Origin of the sequence: Bacillus sp. AY18-3 (genome assembly GCF_008042305.1) — a bacterium.
Lineage (GTDB): Bacteria > Bacillota > Bacilli > Bacillales > Bacillaceae_G > Bacillus_A > Bacillus_A wiedmannii.
The window spans coordinates 113629-127038 of sequence record NZ_QKQR01000021.1; the positions used below are offsets into that span (position 1 = coordinate 113629).

The following is a 13410-nucleotide window of genomic DNA, read 5'->3' on the forward strand; positions in this document are numbered from 1 at the left end:
TTTTTTATTCCGGTACACTCATTAATTTCTCTTTCATTTTACGAATAAGAATGACAGCACCAATTGTGAAGAGAAGGGTAATTCCTTCTGCAACAAAGATGTTAATTGTTTTTGTTTGATAAAGTGCCGCGAAAAAGTCTACAAATGCGTGGAATAATATAGCGTAAACAAGGAAGATATATTTCTTCTGTTTTACTGCGTATAAGACAAGCATTGTAAAGGCAATTTGCAATACAAGAGCCATAATTCTTTCCAAGCTGCCAAGGAAGTATAAATAAGCAGGTTGTTCTATTAACATATCCTTTACAAGATTTAATTGTGGTAGTTTTTCTGCCATTTGAGCGAAGCTACCATTGTTAATAGCATTAGCGAATATAAGTGTCTGCAATGCAGAGAATCCGCCAACTAAAATGGATTCAATCCCGCCGTGACCAATTCCATAAGCGAAGCCATCTTTATATTCTAGATATTTTTTTAGTAGGAAGAAGAAGGCAACGAAGCGTCCTAATTCTTCAAAAATACCAGCAGTTAGTCCGCCATAAATTGCAAAGACAAACGGATTTTCTAAAAATGGAGCGATTGCTGGATTACCACGCATAAATAGGTGGAACGGTGTTTCGAGAATTTGGGTAAATCCAATAAAGATAAGAACACCAACGCCGACCACTTTCCAATTAATATTATATTTTTTACGGAAATAAACAAACGCAATAATAGGTACCAGAATCGAAATCACAAGTTGAATTGTGATACTGGCAATTACCGTACTTGAAACCATACTTTCACCGCTTTCTAATATATGTACATATCTATTATGCATGAAATATAGTGGAGATGAAACTTTTAACAAAAAATGAATTTACTTATTGACTCTAACGTTGCGTCATACTTTATCGTATGTATTAAGGGGGAGATACACATGACAATGAAGGTAAAAGAAGTAGCTAATTTAGTTGGAATTAGTGTGCGCACACTGCATCATTACGATGAAATTGGGTTGTTAACCCCAGACGAGACGACAGAGTCTGGATATCGTCTGTATTCCAATAAAAATTTAGAGACATTGCAGCAAATTTTATTTTTTAAAGAGCTAGGCTTCCCTTTGAAGAAAATTAAAGAAATTATCATGAGTCCATCATTTGACCACGAAGAAGCACTACAGCTTCATAAGAAAATGCTTCTTGAAAAACGTGCCAGATTAGATAAGGTGATTGCGACAATTGATAAAACAATTCAGCATACAAAAGGAGAGATTGAAATGACGAATAAAGAGAAATTTGAAGGCTTCGATTTCAGCCATAATCCGTACGAAGAAGAAGCGCGTGAACGATGGGGAGACGCAGCTGTAGATAAAGCGAATGAATACGCGAAAGGTATGTCAAAAGATAATCAAGAAGAGTTTAATACTATTTACAGAAATTTAGCGGCGCTTAGACACGGCGCACCAGATTCTAAAGAGGCACAGGAAGCAATCGGGGTATGGTACGATTACTTGCAAAACTTTGGAGAATATTCACTAGATGCTTTTAAAGGACTCGGTCAAATGTACGTCGCTGATGAGCGCTTTACGAAAAATATCGATAAGTTTGGTGAAGGTTTAGCACAGTTTATGTGTGATGCGATGGAGGTTTATGCGGATCGTAAGAAATAGTAAAAAAGGTGGAGGTTTTCTCCACCTTCTTTATTTTTTAATCATATCATTCAAAGTCTGATCCCCCGTATTGTTTAAATGAGGATTTTTGCTCATTTCTCGCTTTAGCATGTCGAGGCTCTGTGTATATTCTGTATCATTTAAGCTACCTGATTGAAGGCCTTGAATTTGAGAAATCAACTTTTGGTCTGTTGATACATATGCTTTATAATAGCGAGGGACGATGGACAAAGCAGCTTTATATACTTGATCCGCTACGAGTTTTGGATCCGTTGTGTTTGCACGGTATACAACAAATACTTCATCATCGGTAACGAGCGTAGCAGCGTTTGTAACGTCAGGAAGTTTGACTGTCATGCTTGTAATCATTTCAGCGACTTTCTCACGGTTAATGGCTCCTACTTGTTTGTTAGATACTTCATGTTTTTGTTTAGATGAATAACCGACTCTCGTTAATCTTGTATTTGTATTTTCCGTATGATACATGTCGTTTTTATTGGAAACAAGAACACGACTTCCTTCTTCACGTTCCATTTCGGCTTTATTAGATGATTGACAGCCTGCAAATAAGGAAAGAGTGAGGAGAGAGAGTATAATTTGTTTTTTCACGATGTATCACCTCCTTCTCCATAGCATGCACTAATTTTCAATTTTTTGTATTTGAAATTGTTGGTTGGTATGCTTTGTGATACGATAAAAAGAAGAATGCTTAGAGAGGAAGTTAATGATGGAGCAAAAGCAAGAGCAAGAGATGCATGCTACGGTGAGCATTAATAATGTTCAGTACGAAGTAATTAAAAACTTTCGTGACGGTTTTAATGAAGAAGCATTTAAAGAGCGTTATGCAGAAATCTTAAATAAATATGATTACATCGTAGGGGATTGGGGTTATGAGCAACTTAGATTGCGCGGTTTCTTTGATGATAGTAATCAACGTTCGACATATGATACGAAAATTAGTACGTTAACGGAGTATTTATACGAGTACTGTAATTTCGGTTGTGCACACTTCGTATTACGAAAAGTGAAGAAATAAAAAAATCCTCTTACGATTGTAAGAGGATTTTTTGCATATTTTCACTTATAAACAAATCGAGATATGATCGCCTTCAGAAAGTATTGTATTTGGTTTCATTTGTTGTCCGTTCAATTGAATATCCCCATTTTTAATTTTATCCACAATGCGTGTACGGCTCCAGTCGGAAATATATGTGGATAAGGCTTTATCCATTCGGTGGGAACCGAAAACGATATCTAATACGATCGTGATTTCGGCTATGCCGTTTTCTTTATGTTGTGTAATGGAAATGGTAGTAGTTGTTTCTATTTGATCTTGCTGCGTCATGTCGAATGTTTCAACGTGATCAGTGAATGCTTTATAAATACGAAGCTTTTGATTCCACGTATGATCTTTCGGACATTTATAAATGGCAAAACGATATATATTTTTTCCGTTGGCGTTATGCCTACGAATATTCGTGTCAGTAAATAAGGTAGTGCGTCTGCAATTTTTACAATACTTTTCGATTGTGTTTTGCTCATTTTCATATAAACTCCAAGAAAGTTGTACTTTCTGCATTTTCCTTCACCTCTTATAGTAGTGGTAAAGGAACGTAATACAGCTATTTGGATGTCTTGTAGTATGAAGACATGATAAAAAGACAAAAATAAAAGGAGATTCCCTTAGGAACCTCCGTAAACATCATACTACAGATGCGTTACGTTCCTTTGTAATGGGAATGGGCAGACTACTCCCTTGAAAAAGCACGGTGCTTTTTTGAGAGTAATGCTATCCAATTGCTGGTCCATTACAAAGTAAATGTTGGCATACGTAGATAACGTCCTTTCTATCCAAATAGATTTATTCTTAATTATAACATATAAGATTGAAAATTCAAAATACTTAAAGCGAAAAAACACCAGCTAAAATAGCTGGTGCCTAAGATAAATTATATAAGTTCAAATAAAAATGAGCGTAATTCTTCTGCAATTTCTTCAGTCATAGAAAATGCATGCTCTAAGTAGCCTGGTTCGTTTAAATCGTCAGGACCGATGATTGCAAATCTATTGCGCTGTATATCAAGGACAATTGTTTTACCGTAATGACGATCGGAGTATAAAAGCGCTAAATCATGACGCTCATTTTCTCCCATAAAGCTAACGAAACGAGTTCTTGTAGCGACTGTATCGTCGTACAGAAAGAAACGTTCTTCCATACACATGGCTCCTTTATTAAATATCTAAGTTTAAGTGTGGTTTATGATCTAAATGGTGATGCGTTTTAATGAATCGTACCGTTCTTGTTTTGTAACGCATAACGATAGAATATGTTTCAGCTAGATCTCCGCCAAGGAATTTCACGCCGTCTAATAACTCACCAGCAGATACACCAGTTGCTGAGAAGATTGCATCATCCCCAGATACTAAGTCATCTAACATAAGAAGTTGACGAGGATCTTCTAATCCCATTTCACGACAACGAGCTTCTTCTTCTTCGTTCATTGGAACTAAGCGAGCTTGCATTTCACCTTCAAGGCATTTTAATGCTGCTGCAGAAATAACACCTTCTGGAGCTCCGCCAATACCTACGAATAAATCAATACCCGTTCCAGGTAGTGCTGTTGCGATTGACGCACCAACATCACCATCACCAAATAATTTTACGCGTGCACCTTTTGCACGAACACGGTCAATAATATCTTGATGACGTTCACGTTCTTGCACGATAACTGTTAGATCGCGAATCTTTTTATTGTTAGCTTCTGCTACAATTTCAATTGTTTTTTCAATTGGATCATCTAAGCTAATTTTACCAGCTGCTTTTGGACCAACCGCGATTTTTTCCATGTACATATCAGGAGCATGAAGAAGGTTTCCTTTATCTGCGATTGCGATAACTGCCATTGCATTTGCAAGACCTTTTGCAACGATGTTTGTACCTTCTAATGGATCAACGGCAATGTCTACTTCTGGACCGTTACCTGTTCCTAGTTCTTCACCAATATACAACATCGGTGCTTCATCAAGTTCTCCTTCACCAATTACAACTGTACCTGCCATGTTTACTGAATCAAACATATCACGCATTGCTGTAGTTGCTGCATCATCTGCTTCGTTTTTCTTTCCGCGGCCCATCCACTGTGCGGATGCTAATGCTGCTGCTTCTGTTACACGGACAATTTCTAGTGCGAGTTCACGTTCCAAGATTCCATTCCTCCAATTTCAAAAATCATACAAATATAACTATAACAAATAACGGAGAAAAGGTGAATTCGAAAAATTGTCGATTTTTTCAGAAGAAAGCGTTACAATTAAAATGTAAATGCTTTAATTTCCAGGTAGGTGACATTCATGTATTTTGTAGACAGAAAGAAAATAGAACAAATGCTAGTATGTTTAGAACGAGCAACAAGTACATTTCAAGAGAAAAAGATATATGAAACCGAGTTTGAATTTTACGCATTAGAACGTATAGCTCATCTAATTATTGATTGTGTATTAGATGTAGGGAATGCGATGATTGATGGATTTATTATGCGCGATCCAGGAAGTTATGAAGATATTATTGATATTTTGATGGACGAGCGAGTGATAAGTGCAGAAGAAGGACAAGGAATGAAAGAAATTATCCTTCTTCGAAAAATGCTTACGCAAGATTATATTCAAATGAATCATGATGAATTATATAAGACGATTCAAAAACATATTGCAGTGGTAGAGAAATACCCAGCAAATATTCGTAGTTATTTAGAGAAGGAATTAGGACCTGTATCTGCATTTGTACCAGAATAATTATGCTTATAAGATCCCCGGGACTGCCTTTTGGGGATCTTATATTGTATGTGAGAAAGTAAAGGGAAAAGGGAGAAGGGTTAAGCATGGGGGAAGCACGTACGACGAAAGATGAAATTGTACAATTGTTGAAAGTTAAGGGAGAGCACACAGTAGCGGAACTAGCTGACGTTTTAGAGATTACAGAAATGGCGATCCGAAGACATTTAAGTAATCTTGAGAAAGATGGTTTCATTTATTCTAAGATGGTAAGACAACATGTCGGAAGACCAACTTATTTATATGGATTAAGTGAAAAGGGAGAAGATACATTCCCGAAGGAGTATAAGCAATTTGCGATTGATATGCTAGAAGATTTAGCTCGAATGGGTGATGAAAAAATACTTCGTTACGTTTTAACAGAGAGAACGAAGCGAATGGAAGAACAGTTGCAAAAGCGAGTGAGTAATCAAAAGAATTTAGCATATAAAGTGCAAGAGATAGCAGCTATGCAAGAGAAAAATGGTTATATGGTTCAAATAAAGAGAGATGGAGAGAACTCTTTCGTAATTGAAAAACAAAACTGTCCGTTAAAAGAAATTGCAGAGAGATTCCCGCAAGTATGTGAAGATGAAAAAGAGATGTATAATCGTTTATTTGCAGGAGCAGATGTAAAGACGTTAGCAAACATGTGTGAGGGCGATTGTAGTTGTTCTTACCAAGTAAAAGAGAAAAAATGAACGTTATGGGGCGCTTTAAGGTAAAGCGTTTTTTTCTTTTTGAAAAGCGGGTAATATAAGAGTGGTATGATAAGGTGAGAACGTTAGCATAGAAGGAGAGACATAATGATGTATAAAGGTTACTTAATTGACTTAGACGGTACGATGTATCGCGGAGAAGAACAAATTGAAGAAGCGAGCGACTTCGTAAAAGCATTAGGAGAGCGCGGCATTCCTTATTTATTCGTTACGAATAACTCAACGCGTAAACCAGAACAAGTGGCAGAAAAACTTGTTCGTTTCGATATTCCAGCGAAAGCAGAGCAAGTATTCACAACGAGTATGGCGACAGCGAACTTCATTTATGAACGTAAACAAGACGCAACTGTATATATGATTGGTGAAGAAGGCTTACATGATGCACTTGTGGAAAAAGGATTTGAACTTGTGGATGAAAATCCTGATTTCGTTGTTGTTGGTTTAGATCGTGACATCACATATGAAAAATTAGCAAAAGCTTGTCTTGCTGTGCGTAACGGCGCAACGTTTATTTCTACAAACGGAGATATTGCCATTCCGACTGAACGCGGATTATTACCAGGTAACGGTTCATTAACATCAGTTGTAGCCGTATCAACAGGCGTAGATCCAATCTTTATTGGAAAACCAGAATCAATCATTATGGAACAAGCTCTAAAAGTGCTTGGTATAGAAAAAAATGACGCATTAATGGTTGGGGATAACTACGATACAGACATTTTAGCGGGAATAAATGCTGGCATGCATACGCTTCTTGTCCACACTGGAGTCACAACTGTGGAGAAGTTAACAGAATATGAAGTACAACCAACGCAAGTTGTGCATAACTTGACGGAGTGGATTGAGAAGATGTAATGAAATGCAGGTAACCGGAATAGGTTACCTGTTTTTTTATGCATAATTGCATATTCGCTGTTGTTATATAAAATGTAAAATTTATATGTAATGATACAAGGGGGGATCAGAGTGTACTGGATGTCATGTATTATGTTTGTTTTTACATTATGTGTTTTGTTTTTTGTTCTATGGAAGATATATAAAATAAATGAAATGAAAAAAAGCTCAGGAAAACTCATTGCAATGTATCCTCGAGTGAAAAGACGTTGGATTGCATTACTTGGACCAGCATATTTCATTGGGCAATGTATGTATATATATGCTCAGTACGTAAGTGGCGATATTGATACAGTTGAACAGTTTCTCATTCAGCTAGGTATTCATGCTGTAGCAAGTTGTTTTATGACTTTAATAGCTATCCATCTTATTAAAAGTGTACAAATATATGAAAAAGGTGTAGTAGATGGATTAAACTTTTATTCATACGAAGAATTAAAAGGCTATAAAACATCAACATGGGAAAATCCAAAAGAAAATATATTTTTATATCGCGGGCGAGAAAAAATGAATGACAATGTAAATTTACTTATTAGACAGGAAGATATGAATGAATTAGAAAGCATTCTTCAAAGATATATTCCGAAATTAATGATGAAATAAAAAAACTCCGGTTTTAACAACCGGAGTTTTTTATTAGAATGCACGATTCACAACATCTTTAACTTCTTCAAGATATTGCTTACGCACACTGTTATCCACAGAAGGAACACTCGTATAGAATGTATGCTCAATTGTTTCAATGCCTGTAAATTCAAAAATACCAACATCCGCTGTTTTCTTCATTGCGTCAAACATACCGCCTGCTGTGTATGCTTCTTTCGAATTTCCCATTGTAGATAATAATAAGCCCTTTTTACCGCTTAATAACTTTTCAATACCGTTTTCACCGTAAGCATAAGCGAAGCCGTGACTAAATACACGGTCAACGTATCCTTTTAAAATAGCAGGAAGACCCGCCCACCAAACTGGGTAAATAAATGTAATGCTATCAGCCCAAGAGATATGCTCTTGTTCTTCTTTAATATCTTCTGGTGTGTTTCCTTGAGAAAATGAGATGAAATCGGAAGCGCCTAATACTGGATTGAAGTTTAATTCGTATAGATCGCGAACGCGTACTTCATGACCTTTTTCTTCTAATTCACTTTTTACCGTTTCTAAAATTGCGTGGTTGAAGCTTTCTGTATTTGGGTGTGCATAAACGATTACATGTTTCATTGTTCTTCCTCCTATTTGTGGATATGTGAATAGTTTTTATGTATTCGTGTAACTATTATGGTTACTTTTTTTACGAGAGTCAATTTTTCTGACATGAGAAATATTAGTGTGTGACAAAAAAATACAAAATAGTAGGGATTTTGTATTTTTGAATAGAATATATAGATTGGTAAATAGAGAGAGAAGGGGATATGGGGATGAATATTATTGAAATTGAAAGGTTAGAAAAATCGTTTGATATTGGGGATAGTAAAGTAAAAATATTAAAAGGTATTAATCTTCAAATTCAAAAAGGAGATTTCGTTTGTATTATGGGGGCAAGTGGTTCAGGGAAAACAACTTTATTGCAGCTATTAGGTGGATTAGATATTCCGTCAGTAGGTAGTATTCGAGTTGACGGTACAGAGATTTCAACGTTAAAAGAAAAAGAGCTCGCTTTATTTAGAAGACATAAAATCGGTTTTATTTTTCAACAGTTTAATTTGATTCCGGTGTTTAGTGCAGAGGAAAATGTAGGATTACCGTTACTGTTGGATAATGTATCGCAAAAGAAGGCAACGGTGACAGCAACTCGTTTATTAGCGCTTGTTGGGTTAAAAGGAAAAGAAAAGCATTTACCAGCGCAGTTATCAGGTGGGCAACAGCAAAGGGTTGCGATAGCAAGAGCTTTTGCAAATGAGCCGGCAATTATATTAGCGGATGAGCCAACAGGGGCATTAGACTCAGAAAACAGCAAAAATATCATCGCGGCACTTCGAAATGCGTGTGATGAGTTAGGACAAACAGCTGTTGTTGTAACGCACGACCCGTTCGTAGCGGCTCATGCGGATAAAGTTGTTTTCTTATTAGATGGTGAAGTGATTCATGAACACGCTGAAAGTAAAGGGTGGAAGTTTCGAAATATCTCGCAACAAGTTACTCACATTCAAGAAATTATGAATCGTCACTTTAAAGTAGGAGGTAAAGGTGATGCGATGGGTAATTAAGTATGCGGTAAAATCGATGAAACAAAATTGGCTGCGAAATATGTTGATTGCCCTCGGTGCAGCTTTAGGTGTTATGTTAGCGACGATGTTATTACTAGGTAATCAATCAGTAGAACAAAGTGTGAAGGAACAAGTAGTAAGCCGGTATGGAGATTATAATTTACAATTTGGCTATATAAAAAATGATATGTATTTAAATAATGAAAGTTTAAAAGGAATAGATGGCTTAGAAAATGCCGAAAAAATATCAAAAGCACTTATACCGTATCCTTTTCCACATTATAAAGAGTTATCGGGAAAGCCATCTTATTGGGGTGTTGAGCAAGATTCTCCAGAAATGCATTCTTATAAAATAGTAGAAGGGCGATATCCGAAAGAAGGTGCTGAAGTAGCGCTGACAAAAGGGTATACAGATCGTGAAAATATACGTGTAGGAGATACGATTAAACTGCCATTCCCGCAGTATGGAGAAAAGACTGTGAAAGTCGTCGGTATTTTAAATCCACCGTTAATGGCATCAATGGGGCATAGTGCTTATTTTCCAATCTATTGGCTTCAAAAAGAATTAAATTTACCAAATCAATTCAATCTCATTCAAGTGAAAGTACAAGATGTAAATGTGAAAAAAGCAATTGCTTTTGATGTACATAAAAGGATTGAAAATATAAAGGTGGACCAACGTACTTATGTTGATAAGGCATTTGAACGGCTAAATGTAATGAAGCCGTTAATTTTTAGTTTAGGTGGTATTGCCTTATTTGTAGTAGCCCTTTTAATAATGGGAAGTTTCTTCTTATCTGTTAGAAGTCGGTTTAAGCAGTGGGCATTATTACGTGCACTCGGTAGTAACCCAAATCAAATTATATTAGTCGTTTTATTAGAGGCTTTATGTATCGGAGCAATCGGATCGCTAGCAGGGGTTATTCTTGGGGCAGGTACGCAAACAATTGCAGCATCATTCATTAACAAATGGGTGAATATTGAGGGGGCAGGGAAAGCATCATTCTCGATTTCAGGTGAGATTTTACTCATTACTTTTTTATTAGGGATTGTTATGTCTATCATAGGGGCCATTATACCAGCTTTTATGGTTAGAAAGATTCCACCAGTTCAAGCACTTCGGCCAGGTCTTCCTAGTAATGAGAAAAAAGAAAAAAGATGGAGTACTTTTAGCCTTAGCATTTTAATCATTGGTACTGTTATTGGACTCACGGGCAACATATTAGAGCAGTATATCGGTTTTAATCCAAGTGCGATAGGGGCGCTGTTATTTGCAGTTGGTTTGTTATTGGCGATTCCGTTATTTATTCGCGTAATAGCACCAGTGATTGCAAAACCGTTCCAAATGATATTACGAATTGAAACGACGATTAGTAGCCGGAATGTAATTCGTTATCGGAATAAGGCAGCTGTGTCGGTTGCTATACTAGCATTTGGTTTTATGTTAGCACTTGTTGGAACGATGTATGTAAATTCTATGTATGAAGGTATGAAAAAAGGGTTACAAAAACATTTACCAGCGGACTTAGTAGTAAGAATTCCAGTAGAGTCGCAAGGAATAGAAACATTACCGTTTAGTTGGATGGAGAAGGTTAGAAAAATTGATGGTGTGGAATCGAGTGTTGGGAATGCTACTGACTTTACAGCAAAGCTTGTGAATTATGACTTTAAAAAAGCGAATCAAGAGTGGTATGAATTTATGAAAAAAAACAATTTGAACTATGATTCAATGGAAGTTGTAGGTAGCGATATTGTAGCGTACCAGAAAGTAACAAAGGCGAAAGTGATTGCAGGACAACCTTTAAATAAGCCATTACAAGATGGTGAGGGAGTCATTACGAAAGAAGTGGCTAAAAACTTAGGGCTTCAGTTGCATGATACGGTTGACGTACAAGGAAAAGGGAAAGAAAAACAAAGAATTAAAGTCGTTTCGATTATTGAGCAAGGATTAAGGTTAAGGAGTTTGGATATTTTTGTGAATGAACAATGGGCTCGCGATAAGTTTCACGTACAAGGATATGAAGCAATTCAAATTATGACTAATTCTAATCAATCATTTGAAGGGATTAAGAAGCAAGTAAAAGAAATTACAAAGAATAAAGAGAATGTAGAAGTTATAAACAGTTATGATTTATTGAAAGAACAAGAGCAGTTATTATCGCAAATGATGATGTTAATTCGCTTGTTAGTTGTAATTGTTTTCATTATTTCTGGCATAGGATTAATGAATGCAATTGTCGCAAGTTTGCATGAAAGACGTGCTGAAATTAGTATGATTCGTGCGGTAGGAGCTATTCCGAAGCAAATGAGACGGATCGTTTTATTAGAGGGAACTTTACTTGGAGCGATAGCTGGTTGTATTGGCATTTTTGGTGGGATTTTGTTTAGCTATATTGTGTTATCAAGTCTTGAGCTAACAGTTATTATCATTCCGTATAATCAAGTCTTCATATTGGCTCTAGCTAGTCTGATGCTTGGGGCAGGGGCAGCATTGATTGCTTCCTTACAATTAAGAAAGTTTAAATTAAGTGATACTTTAAAGGAGTTATCAGCATAAAAGATTGCTATACCCCACTCATACAAAGAACAAAGAAAACAAATAAAATGATGACAATACCAATGCCGAAATTAAATACGAGAGTACTATCCATATATGTAACCTCCTTGTTTGAAAGTAAAAAGCACTCTGGCTGGAGTGCTTTTTTATTTTGAATCTACTTCACAACTTTTAGAAAAGGATTCATGCGTGTAAAGAGTTACATTATTTTATGTGTTTATATGTTGAAATGAGTAAGTCCTTGTGAGGTATAAAAAAAAGACACTCTTTTGAGTGTCTTTCATGATGACAAAATGTGCCAATTGCTTGAGTTTGATAAGGCGCTAATATCCGTTTTAACGCCTTTTCTTTGATCAAGAAGTGTAGCAACAGCGATTCAAATAAATTGTACCACTTGTTTAATGGCTGTGCGTATGTAATTCTGCATATTGCAATTAGAGGGAAATGAGGCACGAAAAATGAATGAGTATATATAGAATATTTGATAAGGGGAGAGAAGGATGGATATACATAAGTTAACGGTAGAAGAAGCAAATGAGATAAATACGTGGACGTACGAAGAACCTTATAATTTATATAGTTTTTCAGGCGAGGAAGAAGTAATAGAAGAATTATTAGATGGGACGTATTATGGCTGTTGTGACGATAATGGGGAGTTTATCGGCTATTTTTGTTTTGGAGAAAATGCACAAGTGCCAGGGGGAAGAGATGCTCATTTATATGATGGAGAAGATGTAATTGATATCGGACTTGGCATGAAGCCAGCGTTAACAGGGAAAGGGCTGGGGAAAATGTTTTTTCAAGCTGGCATAGCGTTTGCTGTTAAAGCATTTAGGCCGAAAACGTTTCGACTTAGTGTAGCGACGTTTAATACAAGAGCGATTAAGCTATATAAAAACATAGGTTTTCAGCAAGGTCCTATTTTTTTGAGTCGCGGAAGAGAATTTATGCTCATGAAATATGAAAGACCGTCAGTATGAAACTGACGGTCTTTCATATTTTATTATTCCGAATGCTCAGCTCTGTGTGCTAAACGGCTTGAAGCAGCGGCAGCGATCCCGCCAACGATATCATCAAGGAATGTATGCACCTTTCCAGATGATTTATCATTTAAGAATTCTAAAATACCAGGTTTTAATTTATCGATATATCCAAAGTTCGTGAAACCGATAGAGCCGTACACATTAACGATAGAAAGTGCGATCACTTCATCAATTCCGTATAAGCCTTCATCACGTTTTACGATATCTTGTAACGGCTCACTTAACATTCCTTTTTCAGCAAGGACATCGAGTTCGATACCAGTAATCAGTGCGTTTTGTACTTCACGTTTTGATAATACACGCTCAACGTTATAACGGCATTCTGACATCTCTAAATTTGGATGATATTTTTTTTGAAGAAAATGAACAAGCTCAGCAATATCGTCAATTGTTACACCACGTTCTTGTAATAGTTGTAATGCTCTTTCTTGTAGTTGATTTGATTCTTTCATGTTTATCACCTTTTTTTCTTTTTAGTATTTGTATACGTTTCGTTGCTTTATCATGTGCATAGGAATGAAAGGCGAGCACA

General features: G+C 36.3%; 16 protein-coding genes. 9 read left to right on the forward strand and 7 right to left on the reverse strand.

Features of this window, described 5'->3' with window-relative positions:
- Positions 1–4 precede the first annotated feature (4 nt).
- Positions 5–820 (reverse strand): YhfC family intramembrane metalloprotease, encoded by an 816-nt coding sequence (locus DM800_RS19170; RefSeq protein WP_116868002.1) that lies wholly within the window; start codon positions 818–820, stop codon positions 5–7.
- A 99-nt stretch (positions 821–919) separates the two neighbouring features.
- Here DM800_RS19170 and DM800_RS19175 point away from each other — a divergent pair, with 99 nt between their 5' ends.
- Positions 920–1651, forward strand: a complete 732-nt coding sequence (locus DM800_RS19175) for a MerR family transcriptional regulator (protein ID WP_060488132.1) — start codon at positions 920–922, stop codon at positions 1649–1651.
- 30 nt (positions 1652–1681) lie between these two features.
- Here the strand turns inward: DM800_RS19175 and DM800_RS19180 are convergent, their stop codons facing one another.
- A complete protein-coding gene (locus DM800_RS19180) occupies positions 1682–2260 on the reverse strand; it encodes a YhcN/YlaJ family sporulation lipoprotein (RefSeq protein WP_046954398.1) in 579 nt (192 codons plus the stop codon).
- A gap of 142 nt (positions 2261–2402) precedes the next feature.
- On the opposite strand from DM800_RS19180, the gene DM800_RS19185 reads away from it, so the two are divergent.
- The gene (locus DM800_RS19185; protein ID WP_370512873.1) at positions 2403–2687 is read left to right on the forward strand and encodes a YutD family protein; all 285 of its coding nucleotides are present in this window, start codon (positions 2403–2405) and stop codon (positions 2685–2687) included.
- A gap of 45 nt (positions 2688–2732) precedes the next feature.
- On the opposite strand, the gene DM800_RS19190 is transcribed toward DM800_RS19185, so the two are convergent.
- From DM800_RS19190 to glpX, 3 genes are all read right to left on the reverse strand, one after another.
- Positions 2733–3230 (reverse strand): cytoplasmic protein, encoded by a 498-nt coding sequence (locus tag DM800_RS19190; protein WP_088064724.1) that lies wholly within the window; start codon positions 3228–3230, stop codon positions 2733–2735.
- A gap of 370 nt (positions 3231–3600) precedes the next feature.
- Entirely contained in the window at positions 3601–3867 is a 267-nt protein-coding gene (locus tag DM800_RS19200) for a DUF3055 domain-containing protein (RefSeq protein ID WP_000392614.1), read from the reverse strand.
- Positions 3868–3883: 16 nt separating this feature from the next.
- Complete coding sequence (gene glpX / locus DM800_RS19205; protein ID WP_000439090.1) at positions 3884–4855, reverse strand: class II fructose-bisphosphatase; 972 nt, start codon at positions 4853–4855, stop codon at positions 3884–3886.
- A gap of 147 nt (positions 4856–5002) precedes the next feature.
- Between glpX and DM800_RS19210 the strand changes: the two genes are divergently transcribed.
- From DM800_RS19210 to DM800_RS19225, 4 genes are all read left to right on the forward strand, one after another.
- The gene (locus tag DM800_RS19210) at positions 5003–5443 is read left to right on the forward strand and encodes a DUF86 domain-containing protein (RefSeq protein ID WP_000274003.1); all 441 of its coding nucleotides are present in this window, start codon (positions 5003–5005) and stop codon (positions 5441–5443) included.
- Between the two features lie 86 nt (positions 5444–5529).
- Positions 5530–6162: a helix-turn-helix transcriptional regulator gene (locus DM800_RS19215; protein ID WP_000503338.1), complete on the forward strand. Its 633-nt coding sequence runs from the start codon at positions 5530–5532 to the stop codon at positions 6160–6162.
- Between the two features lie 108 nt (positions 6163–6270).
- A complete protein-coding gene (locus DM800_RS19220) occupies positions 6271–7035 on the forward strand; it encodes a TIGR01457 family HAD-type hydrolase (protein ID WP_147787373.1) in 765 nt (254 codons plus the stop codon).
- 111 nt (positions 7036–7146) lie between these two features.
- Positions 7147–7677 carry an iron ABC transporter substrate-binding protein gene (locus DM800_RS19225; RefSeq protein WP_087986025.1) on the forward strand — a complete coding sequence of 177 codons (531 nt, stop codon included), beginning with the start codon at positions 7147–7149 and terminating at the stop codon, positions 7675–7677.
- A gap of 33 nt (positions 7678–7710) precedes the next feature.
- On the opposite strand, the gene DM800_RS19230 is transcribed toward DM800_RS19225, so the two are convergent.
- Positions 7711–8292 carry an NAD(P)H-dependent oxidoreductase gene (locus tag DM800_RS19230; protein ID WP_147787358.1) on the reverse strand — a complete coding sequence of 194 codons (582 nt, stop codon included), beginning with the start codon at positions 8290–8292 and terminating at the stop codon, positions 7711–7713.
- A gap of 197 nt (positions 8293–8489) precedes the next feature.
- Between DM800_RS19230 and DM800_RS19235 the strand changes: the two genes are divergently transcribed.
- The 3 genes from DM800_RS19235 to DM800_RS19245 all read left to right on the forward strand — a co-directional run bounded on the left by DM800_RS19235 (position 8490) and on the right by DM800_RS19245 (position 12815).
- Entirely contained in the window at positions 8490–9278 is a 789-nt protein-coding gene (locus DM800_RS19235) for an ABC transporter ATP-binding protein (protein WP_064449150.1), read from the forward strand.
- Positions 9262–11835 (forward strand): FtsX-like permease family protein, encoded by a 2574-nt coding sequence (locus tag DM800_RS19240; protein ID WP_147787359.1) that lies wholly within the window; start codon positions 9262–9264, stop codon positions 11833–11835. The genes DM800_RS19235 and DM800_RS19240 overlap by 17 nt, the downstream gene beginning before the upstream one ends.
- Before the next feature lie 500 nt (positions 11836–12335).
- Positions 12336–12815 carry a GNAT family N-acetyltransferase gene (locus tag DM800_RS19245; protein WP_147787360.1) on the forward strand — a complete coding sequence of 160 codons (480 nt, stop codon included), beginning with the start codon at positions 12336–12338 and terminating at the stop codon, positions 12813–12815.
- Positions 12816–12838: 23 nt separating this feature from the next.
- Here the strand turns inward: DM800_RS19245 and DM800_RS19250 are convergent, their stop codons facing one another.
- Positions 12839–13330 (reverse strand): phosphatidylglycerophosphatase A family protein, encoded by a 492-nt coding sequence (locus tag DM800_RS19250; RefSeq protein ID WP_000665100.1) that lies wholly within the window; start codon positions 13328–13330, stop codon positions 12839–12841.
- Positions 13331–13410: the final 80 nt, after the last annotated feature.

What these genes read in the sequence shown, in the direction of transcription:
- DM800_RS19170 (WP_116868002.1), bottom strand. Translation starts at nt 820, where the DNA reads ATGCATAATAGATATGTACATATATTAGAAAGCGGTGAAAGTATGGTT.
- DM800_RS19175 (WP_060488132.1), top strand. Translation starts at nt 920, where the DNA reads ATGACAATGAAGGTAAAAGAAGTAGCTAATTTAGTTGGAATTAGTGTG.
- DM800_RS19185 (WP_370512873.1), top strand. Translation starts at nt 2,403, where the DNA reads ATGCATGCTACGGTGAGCATTAATAATGTTCAGTACGAAGTAATTAAA.
- DM800_RS19190 (WP_088064724.1), bottom strand. Translation starts at nt 3,230, where the DNA reads ATGCAGAAAGTACAACTTTCTTGGAGTTTATATGAAAATGAGCAAAAC.
- DM800_RS19200 (WP_000392614.1), bottom strand. Translation starts at nt 3,867, where the DNA reads ATGGAAGAACGTTTCTTTCTGTACGACGATACAGTCGCTACAAGAACT.
- DM800_RS19210 (WP_000274003.1), top strand. Translation starts at nt 5,003, where the DNA reads ATGTATTTTGTAGACAGAAAGAAAATAGAACAAATGCTAGTATGTTTA.
- DM800_RS19215 (WP_000503338.1), top strand. Translation starts at nt 5,530, where the DNA reads ATGGGGGAAGCACGTACGACGAAAGATGAAATTGTACAATTGTTGAAA.
- DM800_RS19220 (WP_147787373.1), top strand. Translation starts at nt 6,271, where the DNA reads ATGTATAAAGGTTACTTAATTGACTTAGACGGTACGATGTATCGCGGA.
- DM800_RS19230 (WP_147787358.1), bottom strand. Translation starts at nt 8,292, where the DNA reads ATGAAACATGTAATCGTTTATGCACACCCAAATACAGAAAGCTTCAAC.
- DM800_RS19235 (WP_064449150.1), top strand. Translation starts at nt 8,490, where the DNA reads ATGAATATTATTGAAATTGAAAGGTTAGAAAAATCGTTTGATATTGGG.
- DM800_RS19240 (WP_147787359.1), top strand. Translation starts at nt 9,262, where the DNA reads ATGCGATGGGTAATTAAGTATGCGGTAAAATCGATGAAACAAAATTGG.
- DM800_RS19245 (WP_147787360.1), top strand. Translation starts at nt 12,336, where the DNA reads ATGGATATACATAAGTTAACGGTAGAAGAAGCAAATGAGATAAATACG.
- DM800_RS19250 (WP_000665100.1), bottom strand. Translation starts at nt 13,330, where the DNA reads ATGAAAGAATCAAATCAACTACAAGAAAGAGCATTACAACTATTACAA.